The organism is Streptomyces sp. NPDC001663, from assembly GCF_042893105.1.
Classification (GTDB): Bacteria; Actinomycetota; Actinomycetes; order Streptomycetales; family Streptomycetaceae; genus Streptomyces.
Map to the genome: position 1 here is coordinate 37126 of NZ_JBIAUR010000012.1, position 14090 is coordinate 51215.

The 14090-nt window shown below is 70.3% G+C and carries 15 protein-coding genes; 8 read left to right on the forward strand and 7 right to left on the reverse strand.

What is annotated here, in order from left to right:
- Positions 1 to 29: 29 nt before the first annotated feature.
- The gene (locus ACFY1L_RS34205; protein WP_388832853.1) at positions 30 to 1667 is read left to right on the forward strand and encodes a hypothetical protein; all 1638 of its coding nucleotides are present in this window, start codon (positions 30 to 32) and stop codon (positions 1665 to 1667) included.
- Positions 1668 to 1778: 111 nt separating this feature from the next.
- Positions 1779 to 2030 (forward strand): DUF6458 family protein, encoded by a 252-nt coding sequence (locus tag ACFY1L_RS34210; RefSeq protein ID WP_388832856.1) that lies wholly within the window; start codon positions 1779 to 1781, stop codon positions 2028 to 2030.
- Here the strand turns inward: ACFY1L_RS34210 and ACFY1L_RS34215 are convergent.
- The 3 genes from ACFY1L_RS34215 to ACFY1L_RS34225 all read right to left on the reverse strand — a co-directional run bounded on the left by ACFY1L_RS34215 (position 2018) and on the right by ACFY1L_RS34225 (position 5323).
- Positions 2018 to 3841, reverse strand: coding sequence for an NHL domain-containing thioredoxin family protein (locus ACFY1L_RS34215; RefSeq protein WP_388832858.1), 1824 nt, complete (start codon positions 3839 to 3841; stop codon positions 2018 to 2020). The genes ACFY1L_RS34210 and ACFY1L_RS34215 overlap by 13 nt on opposite strands.
- Before the next feature lie 81 nt (positions 3842 to 3922).
- Entirely contained in the window at positions 3923 to 4783 is an 861-nt protein-coding gene (locus tag ACFY1L_RS34220; RefSeq protein ID WP_388832861.1) for a calcium-binding protein, read from the reverse strand.
- A 147-nt stretch (positions 4784 to 4930) separates the two neighbouring features.
- Positions 4931 to 5323, reverse strand: a complete 393-nt coding sequence (locus tag ACFY1L_RS34225; RefSeq protein WP_388832864.1) for a cupin domain-containing protein — start codon at positions 5321 to 5323, stop codon at positions 4931 to 4933.
- A 52-nt stretch (positions 5324 to 5375) separates the two neighbouring features.
- Here ACFY1L_RS34225 and ACFY1L_RS34230 point away from each other — a divergent pair, with 52 nt between their 5' ends.
- A complete protein-coding gene (locus tag ACFY1L_RS34230) occupies positions 5376 to 6356 on the forward strand; it encodes a helix-turn-helix domain-containing protein (RefSeq protein ID WP_388832867.1) in 981 nt (326 codons plus the stop codon).
- Positions 6357 to 6471: 115 nt separating this feature from the next.
- Complete coding sequence (locus ACFY1L_RS34235; protein ID WP_388832870.1) at positions 6472 to 6966, forward strand: LURP-one-related/scramblase family protein; 495 nt, start codon at positions 6472 to 6474, stop codon at positions 6964 to 6966.
- A 24-nt stretch (positions 6967 to 6990) separates the two neighbouring features.
- On the opposite strand, the gene ACFY1L_RS34240 is transcribed toward ACFY1L_RS34235, so the two are convergent.
- The gene (locus ACFY1L_RS34240) at positions 6991 to 7785 is read right to left on the reverse strand and encodes a carbon-nitrogen family hydrolase (protein WP_388832874.1); all 795 of its coding nucleotides are present in this window, start codon (positions 7783 to 7785) and stop codon (positions 6991 to 6993) included.
- A gap of 181 nt (positions 7786 to 7966) precedes the next feature.
- Here ACFY1L_RS34240 and ACFY1L_RS34245 point away from each other — a divergent pair, with 181 nt between their 5' ends.
- Positions 7967 to 8791, forward strand: coding sequence for a maleylpyruvate isomerase family mycothiol-dependent enzyme (locus ACFY1L_RS34245; RefSeq protein WP_388832877.1), 825 nt, complete (start codon positions 7967 to 7969; stop codon positions 8789 to 8791).
- 13 nt (positions 8792 to 8804) lie between these two features.
- On the opposite strand, the gene ACFY1L_RS34250 is transcribed toward ACFY1L_RS34245, so the two are convergent.
- The 3 genes from ACFY1L_RS34250 to ACFY1L_RS34260 all read right to left on the reverse strand — a co-directional run bounded on the left by ACFY1L_RS34250 (position 8805) and on the right by ACFY1L_RS34260 (position 11699).
- Positions 8805 to 9587 (reverse strand): hypothetical protein, encoded by a 783-nt coding sequence (locus ACFY1L_RS34250; RefSeq protein WP_388832879.1) that lies wholly within the window; start codon positions 9585 to 9587, stop codon positions 8805 to 8807.
- 157 nt (positions 9588 to 9744) lie between these two features.
- Complete coding sequence (locus tag ACFY1L_RS34255) at positions 9745 to 11040, reverse strand: nitrate/nitrite transporter (protein ID WP_388832882.1); 1296 nt, start codon at positions 11038 to 11040, stop codon at positions 9745 to 9747.
- A complete protein-coding gene (locus ACFY1L_RS34260; protein WP_388832885.1) occupies positions 11037 to 11699 on the reverse strand; it encodes a GntR family transcriptional regulator in 663 nt (220 codons plus the stop codon). Before ACFY1L_RS34260 ends, ACFY1L_RS34255 begins: the two co-directional genes overlap by 4 nt.
- Positions 11700 to 11915: 216 nt before the next feature.
- On the opposite strand from ACFY1L_RS34260, the gene ACFY1L_RS34265 reads away from it, so the two are divergent.
- The 3 genes from ACFY1L_RS34265 (at position 11916) to ACFY1L_RS34275 (ending at position 14047) form a co-directional block, all read left to right on the forward strand.
- On the forward strand, positions 11916 to 12827 hold the full coding sequence (locus ACFY1L_RS34265; RefSeq protein ID WP_388832888.1) for a D-alanyl-D-alanine carboxypeptidase family protein: 912 nt from the start codon (positions 11916 to 11918) through the stop codon (positions 12825 to 12827).
- Between the two features lie 88 nt (positions 12828 to 12915).
- A complete protein-coding gene (locus tag ACFY1L_RS34270; protein WP_388832891.1) occupies positions 12916 to 13362 on the forward strand; it encodes a hypothetical protein in 447 nt (148 codons plus the stop codon).
- A 10-nt stretch (positions 13363 to 13372) separates the two neighbouring features.
- Positions 13373 to 14047: a class I SAM-dependent methyltransferase gene (locus ACFY1L_RS34275; protein ID WP_351323900.1), complete on the forward strand. Its 675-nt coding sequence runs from the start codon at positions 13373 to 13375 to the stop codon at positions 14045 to 14047.
- The last annotated feature ends 43 nt before the right edge of the window (positions 14048 to 14090 follow it).

The window sequence follows — 14090 nt, forward strand, 5'->3', positions numbered from 1 at the left end:
CGATCTTCAGTCTCGTGGGGGGACTACACATGCGAAGAAGGTTGGCGCTCGCCTGCGCTTCCGTGGCGGCGGGCCTGCTGCTCGGCCCGGTGCCGGCGGCGCACGCGGCGGTGGCGCCGGTGCTGTACGGGGTCGGCAGCGGTGACCACCCGGGCGAGGGCCTGGTGTGGGTGTCCGCCTCGTCCGACACCGCCATCACCTCGATCACCGCGCACCTCTACGCGCCGGGCTCCGCCGCCGACGCCCAGGAGGTCACCGAGGTCAGCGACTTCACACCGGACTCCAGCACCGGCTTCGCCAACACGTGGCGCACCACCGCCCCGCTGCGCCTGGCAGACCTCGGCACCTACCGCGTCGTGGTCGACCTGACCGACGCCGACGGTGACACGACCACGGCCGAGAGCACCTACCAGTACGAGCTCGAGGCGAACCTGACGGATCTGCAGGCCACCCCGCAGAGCCCGGACTACGAGCACCAGGGCGTCACCGTCTCCGGCGGCTTCACGGTCACCGACCCGCGCACCGGCGAGACGACGCCGGCGGCGGGCACGGAGGTGGATCTGGAGATCTCCAACGGGGACGACAAGACGACCACGACCGGCACCGACGGCCGTTTCACCACCGCGTACACCGTGACCGACCCGTCCAGCGGCACCGTCAACGCCTGGCTGCGGCCGGCCGAGCCCTGGTACCAGTCCAGGGCCAACGAGAGCGTCGAGGTCCGGGCCGTGCAGTCGCAGACGCGCGTGACCCTGGACTCCACCGACGTGTACGTGAAGGCCGGTCAGCCCGCCACGGTCTCCGGCACGGCCGAGGTGTACGTCGGCGACGCATGGAAGCCGCTGGCCGGAGCCGTCGTCGACGAGGTGTGGGACGGCGGCGACGGAGGCCCCGGCGTCGCTTCACGACCCGTCACGGGCGCCGACGGCCGCTTCGCCGGAAACCTGACCGTGCCGCGGACCGGACGGGTCGATGTGCAGGTGCGCACCGGGACGTACCTGAAGTACAGCGGGTATCAGACGGTCAACGTGTACGTCGCGAACAAGACGTCCCTCACCTCCTTCACGGCGACCTTGAACAAGTACTCCGAACTCACCGCCAAGGGCCTGCTGATCACCGGCAAGCAGATGCCCTCGGACGCGGTCAACAAGGTCGAACTCCAGTACTCGGCCGATGGGAAGACCGGCTGGCAGACCATGAAGACGGTCACGCCGAGCGGCGGCGAAACCGAAACCGGAGTGCCCTTCAAGGGCACGTTCGACGCGCCCTACAAGGGCTACTACCGGGCGCACTTCAAGGGCAGCCGCGACTTCCAGGAGTCGTACAGTTCCATCGCCCACGCCCAGCGCACACCGACCCGCATCGTCGACGGCAACGCCTCGCCGGAGCCGGTCCGCAAGGGCCGCACGATCACCTACAAGGGCAAGCTGCAGCACTCCACTTCGTCGGGCTGGAAGGCCTACGGCGGCCAGAAGGTGAAGATCCTCTTCCGGCCCAAGGGCTCCAGCACCTGGTACGACATGGGCAACGCCACCACCCGCACCGACGGCACCTTCAGCAAGGGCTGCACGGCCTCGAAGGACGGCACGTGGGTCGCGGTGCTGCTCTACCCGGACAGCACCCACCTGGTGAGCTCCGGCCGCGAGGACTACGTCGACGTGACGTGAGGCAGGTCGACGCGACGTGAGCGACGGCCTCCGCATGGGCAACGGGCGTGCGGGTACCCGGAGTCGGCCGGAAGACCGGCACATCCGGGACCGCACAGGGAGGCGACACTCATGGGCCTCGGTGGATGCATCATCCTCATCGCCACGGGAGCCATCCTCACGTTCGCGACCGACTGGCACATGAAGGGGGTCAACCTCGACCTGGTAGGCATCATCCTCATGATCGTCGGACTGATCGGCGTCAGCACCTTCAGCAGCATCGCCCGCCGCCGGCGCGTGGTGGTGCCGCCCACGACACCGGTCATCGACGAGGAACGGCCGCACCACCGGCGGGACGGCTACAGCGACGGTTACGGCGTCTGAGCGTCCATCCCCGCCAGGACCAACGGGAGGCGGTCCGTCCCCTCGACGGAGAGGCGGACGGGCACGCCCCAGTCCTGCTGGTGGACGTGGCAGGCGGGGTATTCGTTCGACGGGTCGTCGTCGCAGGACGCGGCCATCGCCGACACGTGCAGGACGCCTTCCTCGATCTCCGGGTTGAGCTCCAGAGTGCGGGACAGGTCCGTGTCCGCTCCCTCTCCGGCGAGCAGCAGCTCGGGCGGGGTGGACGAAACGAGCAGGCGGGTCGAGGGGTAGCGGGTGTCGAGCTTCTGGCCCGCCGGGGCCTGGAAGATCACGTCCAACTGGAGCTTGCCGGGGGCGACTTCGGTGGCGGCGCGCTGCGTGCGGTGGGCGACCGATTCGACTCGTACGGCCGCTTCCGGCAGGCGCAAGCGGGTCAGCCTGTGCCTGGCCGACTCGACGACCACGATGTCGTCGCCGACCAGGACGGCGTCGCTCGGCTCTCTCAAGTCCGTGGCCAGGGTGGTGACTTCGCCCGTCGCCGGGTCGTACCGGCGCAGGGCGTGGTTGTAGGTGTCGCTGACGGCCACCGAACCGTCCGGCAGTGCGGTGACGCCCAACGGGTGCTGGAACAGGGCCTGTTCGGCGACCCCGTCACGGTGGCCGAAGTCGAACAGGCCCGTCCCGACGGCAGTGTGGACGACGCCGTCGAGGTCCACCCAGCGCAGGGCCGAGGTCTCGGAGTCGGCGAGCCAGAGCCGGTCGGCGGTGGCGGCGAGCCCGGAGGGCTGCGCGAACCAGGCCTCGGCGCCGGGGCCGTCGACCAGGCCCTCGTTGGTGGTGCCGGCGGTGACGGCGACGGTGCTGTCGCCCGGGTCGTAGGCCCACAGCTGGTGGACGCCGGCCATGGCGATCCAGACCTTGTCGCCGAAGACCGCGACGTCCCAAGGTGAGGAGAGGTCGATCTCGCGGGCGGGCCCGGCCGTGGGCGAGCCCTGCCACCACTGTCTGCCCGTGCCCGCAAGGGTGGTGACCTCGCCGGTCGCGAGGTCCAGCCGCCGCAGGGCGTGGTTCACGGTGTCGGCCACGACCACCGAGCCCTCGTCGAGCAGGGCCAGGCCCTGCGGCTCGCTGAACGTGGCCGTGTCCGCCGCACCGTCCTCGAACCCGCGCGCACCGGAGCCGATCCGCCGCACGACCGTCTCCCCGTCCGGTTCCAGCTCCACCAGCTGGTGCCGGGTGGTGTCGCTGACCAGGAAGTTCCCGGACGGCAGGACGAGGGCCTTGCCCGGGAAGCGCAGGGTGGTCGGCTCCGGCTCCGGCGCCACATACGGGCCGTCGCCGCGCCGCAGCGTCCCCTTCGCCCCGTGCTCCGCCTCCAGCTCCGTCACCAGCCGCTCGATGGCGTGCACATGGCCCTCGCCGGCGTGCTGCGCGACGACGTACCCCTCGGGGTCGATCACCACGAGGGTCGGCCACGCGCGCACGGCGTACTGCTTCCAGGTCGCGAGCTCGGGGTCGTCGAGGACCGGGTGCTCCACGCCGTACCGCTCGACGGCGTCGACCACGGCCGTGTGCTCCGCCTCGTGCACGAACTTGGGCGAGTGCACGCCGATGACCACGACCGTGTCCGAGTGCCTTCTCTCCAGCTCCCGCAGTTCGTCCAGGACATGCAGGCAGTTGATGCAGCAGAACGTCCAGAAGTCGAGCACGACGATGCGTCCTCGCAGGTCGGCGAGGGTGTACTGCTGGTCGCCCGTGTTCAGCCAACCGCCCTTGCCCACCAGTTCGGGGGCGCGGACGCGGACGCGTCGGGGAGAGGAAGCGGTCATGGATCAAGAGTGCCACCCGCCACCGACAACGGCCCCGGCGCCCGTCCTCGGGCCCGCCCGCCCCCGATCCCGTGGGTCCCGTCAGCCCTGGCGGACCACGTCCGTGCCGGGGCCGCCGGAAAGGGTGTCGCTGCCCGCGCCGCCGTACAGCTTGTCGTTCCCGCTGTTGCCGTACAGCCTGTCGTTGCCGCTGTTGCCGTACAGGACGTCGTCGCCCTTGCCGCCGTAGAGGCTGTCGTTGCCGGTTCCGCCGGTGATCGTGTCCTTGCCGTCGTCGCCGGACAGGTACTGGGCTCCGGAGCCGCCGTGCAGCGTGTCGTTGCCCTTGCCGCCCTGGACGATGTTGTCGCCGCCGCTCGCGGTGATCGTGTCGTTGCCGTCCTCGCCCCAGGCCAGGCCCTCCGCGCCCACGGTGATGGTGTCGTTGCCCGTGCCGCCCGAGACGTAGGCGCCGTCGAGACGGCCGGAGTCGGTCGACTTGTCGTTGCCGGCGCCCAGCGAGATCTGGGCGTAGGTGTACACCTGGTCGGTGCTGTTGGTGTACGCGAGCGTGTCGTTGCCGTCGCCGAGGTCCGTGATCAGGCCGGGGTACGGGTCCTGGCTGTCCACCAAGGTGACCGTGCAGGAGACCTTCGTGTGGTCCGAGCCGACGGGGTAGGCACAGTCGTGGCCCGCGGTGATCGGGACGACGTCGTCGATCAGGTAGGTGATGCCCGTCTTGTCGGCGGTGAGCGACGCGGTGACGGTGGCCTTGTTGGTCTGGCCGGCGGCGGCCTTGTAGGTGAGCTGCCAGTCGTACTGGTTGACGGCGGCGGTGGCCGGCGCCGTCGCGGCTCCGGCGGTGGTGGCCAGGGCGAGCGGTACGGCCAGGGCCGTACCGAGGAGCAGCGTGGCCGCCGAGACGGCGCGTATCACCGGGCGGCGGGCGGGACGAGAGGGCATGGAGAAACCTCCGAGACGGACGTGCGGCGCTGTGCGCCTTGTGCAAGATCCGACTCGGGTCCCGCCCGTTTGGTTGGTCAACTTCCTTGTGCGTACGTGAAGTTCAACTGCGGTACACCACTTGGACCGGTGGATCCCGGTTGCGGGTCAGGCAAGGGCGTGGCCGGTCGTCGCGTCCACGTGGCCGGGCACCTCGTCGTGCCGGTCGCCGACCGTGAGGGTGCCGGTGGGCTCGAGGAGCAGGATCTCGGCGGGCACGGGCGCGTAGGGCTTGTGTTCGGTGCCGCGCGGGACGGTGAACACCGAGCCCTTGGGGAGGACGACCGTGCGCTCGCCGTCCGGTTCGCGCAGGGCGATGTGCAGCTCGCCGTCCAGGACCAGGAAGAACTCGTCGGTGTGGTCGTGGACGTGCCAGAGGTGCTCGCCCTCGACCTTCGCCACGCGTACGTCGTAGTCGTTGACGCTCGTGACGATGCGGGGGCTCCAGCGGTCGGTGAAGGAGGCGAGGGCCTGGGCGAGGGCGATGGGTTCGTTCGGCATGGCTTCATCGTGCGGGGTGCCGGACACGCCGTACGAGTGCTAGGAATCGCATATGTCGCAAGGATCCTCTCAGCACGGCCGCCCGCACCGGGTCGCGGTGATCGTCGACGACGGCACGAACCCCTTCGAGGTCGGGGTGGCGACGGAGCTGTTCGGGCTGCCGCGGCCCGAACTCGGGCTGCCCGGCCCGCTGTACGAGGTGACGCTGTGCGCGCCGACGCCCGAAGTGCGCATGAACCACGGCTTCTTCACGCTGACCGGGGTGCCGGGGCTGGACGCCGTGGACGACGCGGACACCCTCGTCGTACCGGGACGGCCCGACAACGTCGTCCCGCGCGGTGCCGCCGTACTGGACGCGATTCGCCGCACGCACGCGCGTGGCGCCCGCGTACTGAGCTTCTGCACCGGCAGCTTCGCCCTCGCCGAAGCCGGGTTGCTCGACGGGCGGCGGGCCACCACGCACTGGCGCTGGGCGGACCTCTTCCGCCGGCTGCACCCGAAGGTCCTGCTGGAGCCGGACGTGCTCTTCGTCGACGAGGGCGACCTGCTCACGGCGTCCGGCAGCGCGGCCGCGCTCGACCTCGGGCTGCACATCTGGCGCCGGGACCACGGGGCGGAGCTCGCCAACGCCGTCTCCCGGCGGCTGGTCTTCGCCTCCCACCGGGACGGCGGGCAGCGGCAGTTCGTGGAGCGGCCGCTGCCCGAGGTGCCGGACGAGTCGCTCGGGCCGTTGCTGGCCTGGGCGCAGGAGCGGCTGGGGGAGCCGCTGACGGTGGCCGATCTGGCGGCCCGTGCGGCCGTCTCCCCCGCCACGCTCCACCGGCGCTTCCGGGTGCAGCTCGGCACGACTCCGCTGGCCTGGCTGACGGGGGAGCGGGTGGCGCTCGCCTGCCGGCTGATCGAGCGGGGAGAGGAACGGCTGGACGTGGTGGCGGCGCGGTGCGGCCTCGGGACCGCGGCCAACCTACGCGCGCGTGTGCGGCGCGAGACGGGGCTCAGCCCGTCGGCGTACCGGCGGCGTTTCGGGCCGTGAGGACGGCGGTGACACCGCCGAGCACGCGCGCGTACCTGGTCGGCCTCACCACTTCTTCCCTCCGTCGGCGTACCCCGCTGCGTCCCGCCCCGCTCCGCGGGGAAGCCGTAACGGCATGAGATTCCTCGTACGCGACCGGCTCCTCGGCTTCGGTGACGACTACTGGATCGAGGACGAGCACGGCAACAAGGCGTTCCTCGTCGACGGCAAGGCCATCCGCCTTCGGGACACCTTCGAGCTGAAGGACACCCACGGGCGCGTCCTGATCGACATCCACCAGAAGATGTTCGCCCTGCGCGAGACCATGGTGATCGAACGGGACGGCGACACCCTCGCGCGCATCAAGCGCAAACGCCTGTCCCTGCTGCGCAACCACTACCGGGTGTCCCTGGTCGACGGCACCGAACTCGACGTCAGCGGCAAGATCCTCGACCGCGAGTTCGCCGTCGAGTACGACGGCGAACTCCTCGCCGTGATCTCCCGCCGCTGGCTGCACGTCCGGGAGACCTACGGCGTCGACGTCGTCCGCGAGGACGCGGATCCGGCACTGCTGATCGCTGTGGCGGTGTGCGTGATCCACCTGGCGGAGAAGGAGCGGGAGGAGGACTGACCCGCTCTATTCGCCCCGCCGGGTTCAGCGGCGCGGGGGCTCCAGACCCAGCATCCTGTCCTTCAGCGTCGGGAACAGCTCACGCGTCGTCGCGACCCTCGCCGGGTCGAACTCCACGGTGAGGATCTCCTCGTCCGCGCCCGCCTCCGCGAGCACCTCGCCCCACGGATCCACCACGATCGAGTGACCCGCCTGCGGAACTCCCGCATGCGTCCCGGCCGTTCCACAGGCAAGCACGAACGCCTGGTTCTCGACCGCCCGCGCCTGGGCCAGCAGCGTCCAGTGCGCCCGGCGGCGCTCCGGCCAGCCCGCCGGAATCACCAGCGTCTCGGCACCGGCGTCGACGAGACCGCGGAAGAGTTCGGGGAAACGGAGGTCGTAGCAGGTGGCCATGCCAAGGGTCGTGTCGGGCAGCCGGACCGTCACCAGTTCCCGCCCCGCACCCATCAGCACGGCCTCGCCCTTGTCGAACCCGAAGCGGTGGATCTTGCGGTACGCCGCGGCCAGATCACCGGAAGGAGAGAAGACGAGAGACGTGTTGTAGAGGGGACCGTCAGGGTCCCGTTCGGGGATCGAGCCCGCGTGCAGCCATACGCCCGCGTCGCTGGCGGCCTTCGCCATCACCTCGTACGTCGGCCCCTCGAGCGGCTCGGCCTCACTCCCGAACTCCTGGTACGCGAAGGCGCCGGTGGTCCACAGCTCCGGCAGCACGACGAGATCGACCCCGTCCTGCTCCCGCACCAGCGAAGCCACCCGCTGCCGACGCGATTCGACCGATTCGCCCTCGTCTACGGCGATCTGGATGAGAGAGGCGCGCACGCTACCACCGTCCTGGCATTCGAGCCGTCCATACGGCCTACGATCGTCACACGAAAGCACTGCCGGGGTGCCTCACAGCAGCGTAACTTAGCGTCTCAAGACACCCGCCGAGTGCAGCCACCTCCCGCTGGCAACGCTGCCACCAACCGCCCGTGTACCGACCGCCGAGGGGTCCCGTTCCGTGAGTCTGCATCCCACCCTCCAGCCCTACGCCGACGCCTGGACCCACTCCATCGAAGCGATATCCGAGCTGGTGGGGCCGCTGGTGGAGGGAGAGTGGAACCGGCGCACCCCGTGCCCCGGCTGGTCCGTGCGGGACGTCGTCTCCCATGTCATCGGCCTCGACTGCGAGATGCTCGGCGACCCGCGCCCCATCCACACCCTGCCGCGCGACCTGTACCACGTCACCAACGACAACCAGCGCTACATGGAGATGCAGGTCGACGTCCGCCGCCACCACACGGCGCCGGAGATGACCTCCGAGCTGGAGTACGTGATCATCCGCCGCAACCGCCAGCTGCGGAACGAGTCGCGGGACCCGGGCACCAAGGTGCGCGGCCCGCTCAGCACCGAGCTCACCCTCGAAGAGGCCATGCGCGGCCACGCGTTCAACGTGTGGGTGCACGAGCAGGATCTGCGCGCCGCCCTCGGGCGCCCCGGCAACCTCGACTCCCCCGGCGCACACATCGCCCGTGACGCGCTGCTCGGCGCGCTCCCGGAGGTCGTCGCCGGCAAGGCGGACGCGCCGCGCAGTTCGGCGATCGTCTTCGACGTGCACGGCCCGATCGAGTTCCTGCGCACCATCCGCGTCGACATCCAGGGCCGCGGCACCCTCGAAACGGCCCCCGCCCTCGGCCCCGCCGCCACCTTCGCCCTCGACTGGGAGACGTTCGTACGCCTGGCCTGCGGCCGGGTGACGCCGGACGCGGCGGCGGACCGGGTGAAGGCGGAGGGGGATCCGGAGCTGACGGCGGCGATCCTGCGGAACTTCGCGGTGACGTCGTAGGGCGTCGATCGGCTCAGTGGTCCTCGGTCACCGAGGTCGCGACCCCGTTCGCGATCACGACCTTGGCCGACACGCCCTTCTTCGCCGCGGCCTCCAACTGGTCGAGCGTGCAGGTGGACTCCGAGTTCGGGCTGCCGCAGATGGTGCCCGCGCCCTTCACCACGGTGTCGTCGGCGACGTAGAAGGCCTGCTCGACGCCCTTCATGTCGGAGACCGTGAACTTGCCCGGCGCGAGGTAGGAGACGTTGCCGAGCCAGGTCCCGTTGACGCCCTTCGCGCCGGAGCTGCCGGTGCCGGTCCCGGACTCGTGGCGCTCGCGGACGACGGTGGCGACGCCCTTGCTGATCGTCACGTCGGCGGTGACGGCGGCCTTCCTGGTCGCCGTCTCCAGCTGGTCGAGAGTGCAGCGCGAGCTGCCGCAGATGGTGCCGGCGCCGTGGACCGCGGTGTCGTCCGCGACGAAGAACGCCTGGTCGGTCTTACCGGGCACGGACACGATGTACTTGCCGGGGGCGAGGTAGCTGACCGTGCCGCCGGCGAAGGTGCCGTTGACGCCCTGCTTGGAGCTCGCCGCGTTCTGCGCGGCCGTACCGGAACCCTGCTTGCCCGACGAGCCGGACGACTCGGAGTGCTTGGACGTCTTCGAGGTCGACCCGTGCTGGGAGCCGGTGCTGCTCTTGGAGCCGCTGCTCGAGGAGCTGCTGTTCGAGGAGCCGTTCTGACACGCCGTCATCAGCAGGCCGGCGGTGACCGCAGCGGTGACGACGACGGCCTTGCGCAGGTGGCGGTTCAACACGGATGTCCCTTCGGAGGCGGGTACTGCGTTCGATCACTATGAGGTCCCGACGACCCCTCAGGTCACGCCCGTCCTCGCTTCACGACACCGCTGTCACACGCCCATGACACAGCAACACCTGCGCTGTGAAGGCCGGTTGGAGTGAACCGCCCCCGTCTCACGCCGGCACGTGCACCGTCTCCACCCGGCTCGCCACCAGCCGCTCCCGCTCCCGCCGGGCGACCCGTCCGCGCAGCCGCAGGATCTGGCTGATGCCGAGTGCCTGGAGCACGAAAACCGCGGAGAAGGCGACGCGGTAGTTGTCGCCGGTCGCGTCCAGCAGCACACCGATCAGGAACAGCGTGGTCATCGAGGCGACGAAGCCGCCCATGTTGGTGATGCCGGACGCCGTGCCCTGGCGCTCCGGCGGGTTGGCCGGGCGCGCGAAGTCGAAGCCGATCATCGACGCCGGGCCGCAGGCCCCGAGCACCGTGCACAGCACGACCAGCAGCCACATCGGAGCGTGCTCGCCGGGGTAGGCCAGTGTCACCGCCCACATCAGCGCGGTCGCGCCCACCGTGCCGAGCGCCAGTGGCAGCCGGGCCGCGTGGTGCCGGGCGACGATCTGGCCGTAGACGAGTCCCACGACCATGTTCGAGAGGACCACCAGCGTCAACAGCTCCCCCGCCGTGGCCCTGGACAGGCCCTGGGCCCGGACCAGGAACGGCAGGCCCCACAGCAGCAGGAACACCATCGCCGGGAACTGGGTCGTGAAGTGCACCCACAGCCCGAGCCGGGTCCCCGGCTCACGCCATGAGGCCGCGATCTGCCGCCGTACATAGGCGGCGCCCTGGTGCGGGAAGGGCTCCGGCTCGTGGCCCTCGGGGTGGTCCTTGAGGAACAGCAGCATCAGTACGAGGACCACGACACCGGCGAGCGCGCTGCCCGCGAACGCCGCCGTCCACCCGACGCCGTGCAGCAGCCGGGCCAGGACCAGCGTGGAGACCAGGTTGCCCGCCATCCCGACGAGGCCCGCGAGCTGTGCGACCAGCGGCCCGCGGCGCGCCGGGAACCAGCGGGTGCCCAGGCGCAGGACGCTGATGAAGGTCATCGCGTCACCGCAGCCCAGCAGAGCGCGGGAGGCGAGGGCCATGCCGTACGAGGGCGAGAAGGCGAAGCCGAGCTGGCCCGCCGTGAACAGCACGACCCCGATGGTCAGGACCTTCTTGGTGCCGAGGCTGTCCACCAGCAGGCCCACGGGTATCTGCATCCCGGCGTACACCAGCAGCTGCAGGATCGAGAAGGTCGACAGCGCCGAGGCGTTCACATGGAAGCGGTCCGCGGCGTCGAGGCCGGCGACACCCAGGGACGTACGGAAGATGACGGCGACGAAGTAGACGGAGACGCCGATTCCCCATACGGCCATCGCGCGCCGGCCGCCGGGCGGGTCACCCGGCAGGGTGGTGCTGCTCATCGGACCTCACCCCGGGCGAGGTGGGAGAACCAGCCGACGTGCCGGTTGACGACCCCGACCGCGGCCTCTGCGTCCCCCGAGCGCAACGCCTGAAGGATCTCCTCGTGCTCCACGAGGGTCTTGGCGATCCGGTCGGGGTGGGAGTGCAGGACGGCGACGCCCATGCGCAGCTGCCGGTCGCGGAGTTGGTCGTAGAGGCGGGAGAGGATCTCGTTGCCGCCGCTGCGGACGATCTCGGCGTGGAAGCAGCGGTCGGTGACGGCGGCCCCGGCGAGGTCCCCGGCCGCGGCCTGCTGCTTCTGCTTCGCCAGGAGCTCCTCGAGCCGCTCGATGAGCCCGGCCGGAGCGGGTACGGCCTTGCGCGCAGCGTGCTCCTCGACCAGCAGCCGGGTCTCCACGACGTCGGCGATCTCCTGGGCGGAGACCGGCAGCACGAGCGCGCCCTTCTTCGGGTAGAGCTTGATCAGCCCCTCCACCTCGAGCCGCAGCAGCGCCTCGCGCACCGGCGTGCGCGACACCCCTACGGCCTCGGCGAGTTCGCCCTCGGTGAGGAGGGTCCCGCCCTCGTAACGGCGTTCCAGGACACCCTGCTTGACGTGGGTGTAGACACGGTCGGCGGCGGGTGGTTGCTTGACGGACAGGGTCCCCGGGGTGGTCATGCGAACAGCATAGATACAACACGTACGCATGAGGGAGCCGGTCCGGGATACGGACGGGTTGCTGTCCGATCGCTGTCCAGAGGACCCCCGCCTCAGCGGCAACACAACCTTCTGTGCTACTTACGTGTCACACACGTGCGGCCCCACTTTCTTTCCCCTCTTTGCCTCCAACCCGGCCGCATCTCAGGGGCATTCAACGCAATCGGGGTATTTCAGTTGATTACTGCCATCACCGGCATCAAGGGCAGCCGCCTCCGCAGAGCCGCCGCGGTCACCGTCACCGCAGGCGCCGTGCTCGCGACCGGCGCTCTGGCCGCCGCGCCCGCGCAGGCCGTCACCACGCCCTCGATCGTGGCCAAGGGCGGCTACGTGATGAACAACGCGAACGCGAAGACGCTGTACACGAAGGCGGCGGACACCAAGCGTTCCACGGGCTCCACCACGAAGATCATGACCGCGAAGGTCGTGCTGTCCCAGTCGAACCTCAACCTCGACGCCAAGGTCACCATCCAGAAGGCCTACAGCGACTACGTCGTCGCCAACAACGCCTCGCAGGCCCACCTGATCGTCGGCGACAAGGTCACCGTCCGCCAGCTGCTGTACGGGCTGATGCTGCCGTCGGGCTGCGACGCCGCGTACGCACTGGCCGACAAGTTCGGTTCGGGTTCGACGCGGGCCGCGCGCGTGAAGTCGTTCATCGGCAAGATGAACACCACCGCGAAGAACCTGGGCCTGACGAACACGCACTTCGACTCGTTCGACGGCATCGGCAACGGCGCCAACTACTCGACGCCGCGCGACCTGACGAAGATCGCCAGCAGCGCGATGAAGAACTCCACGTTCCGCACGGTCGTGAAGACGAAGAAGTACACCGCGAAGACCATCACCAAGACGGGCTCCACCCGCACGATGTCGCCGTGGACCAACACCAACGGGCTGCTCAGCAGCTACAGCGGCGCGATCGGCGTGAAGACCGGCTCCGGCCCCGAGGCCAAGTACTGCCTCGTCTTCGCCGCCACCCGCAACGGCAAGACGGTCATCGGCACCGTCCTCGCCTCCACTTCCATCGCCCAGCGGGAGTCGGACGCGAAGAAGCTGATGAACTACGGGTTCGCCAAGCTCGGCTGACGCGTAGACGTACGTGGTCGAAGGGGCCTGCCGCTTACGAGCGGCGGGCCCCTTCATCATGCCGACGGGAGGCATACGGGCGGGAACCGTGCTTCGCACCCCACGCGTCACCGCGGACGCGGAGCTGACTTCCGGCGAGGCGCGTGCGGACCGGCAGCAGGCGTGGCTGCGGGCGATCGAGCGCGACGACCGGACACCTCTCGCGGAGGAAGCGGACGAAGCCCTCGTGCAGCGGGCTGCGGATGCCCCCGCCCGACAGCACCCCCGCCACCTCGCCCTCGCGCACGGCACACAGCACCGATGGGCCCGCCGTACGAGGACGAGGACGACGTCGATCCCACGACCGCCGGCCAGCTGTACCGATCCATGTCCGGCCGGGCAGTTGGGGCTGACCGAGGGAGTCCTCGAGGTGTGGGAGCGCAACAGCCGGGCTCAGGCCTTCTATGCCTGCCACGGCCGGCGACCGGGCGGCTACAGCCGCCCGGGCCCGTGCGAGGCCGAATACGTGCGTCTGCGGCTGGAGTTGGACCACTAGAGTCGCCCGGGTGACGCTGGAAGCCTCCTATCTCACCGCCGTCCGGGAGTCGTACGACACCGTCGCCGCCGACTATGCCGAGCAGGTCAAGCGGCCCACGCAACTGGACCCGCTGTCTCGCGCGTTGCTGGCCGCGTTCGCGGAGGCCGTGCAGGAGGGCGGGGATGGCCCGGTCGCGGACCTGGGCTGCGGACCGGGCTTCGTGACGGCCCACTTGGCCGGGTTCGGGCTGTCCGTCTTCGGCATCGATCTGTCACCGCGGATGGTGGAGCAGGCCCGGCGGGCCCATCCCGGGCTGACCTTCGGGGTGGGCTCGATGACGGCCCTGGACATCGAGGACGGCACGCTCGGCGGCGTCCTCGCCTACTACTCCACCCACCACACCCCACCGGAGCTACTGCCGCGTATCTACGCCGAGTTCCGCCGGACGCTTGCACCCGGCGGCTGCCTGATGCTGGCCGGCCATGTGGGAGACGGCGAGCGGCTGCGGCCGGCGCAGGCCTACGGTGGGCATCCGGTGTCGTACGAGTCGTATCTGCAACCGGCGGACCGGCTGGCCGAGTTGCTCGGTGAGGCCGGGCTCGAGGTCACCGCGCGGGTGGTGCAGGAGCCCGAGGCGGGGAGGAAGTGGCCGATCGCCACGCTGCTGGCGCGGAGGCCCGCGTCCGGGGTCGGCGGGAAGTGACCCGGCGGCCCCCGCGCGCAACGGGGGCCGCCTCTCGGATCAC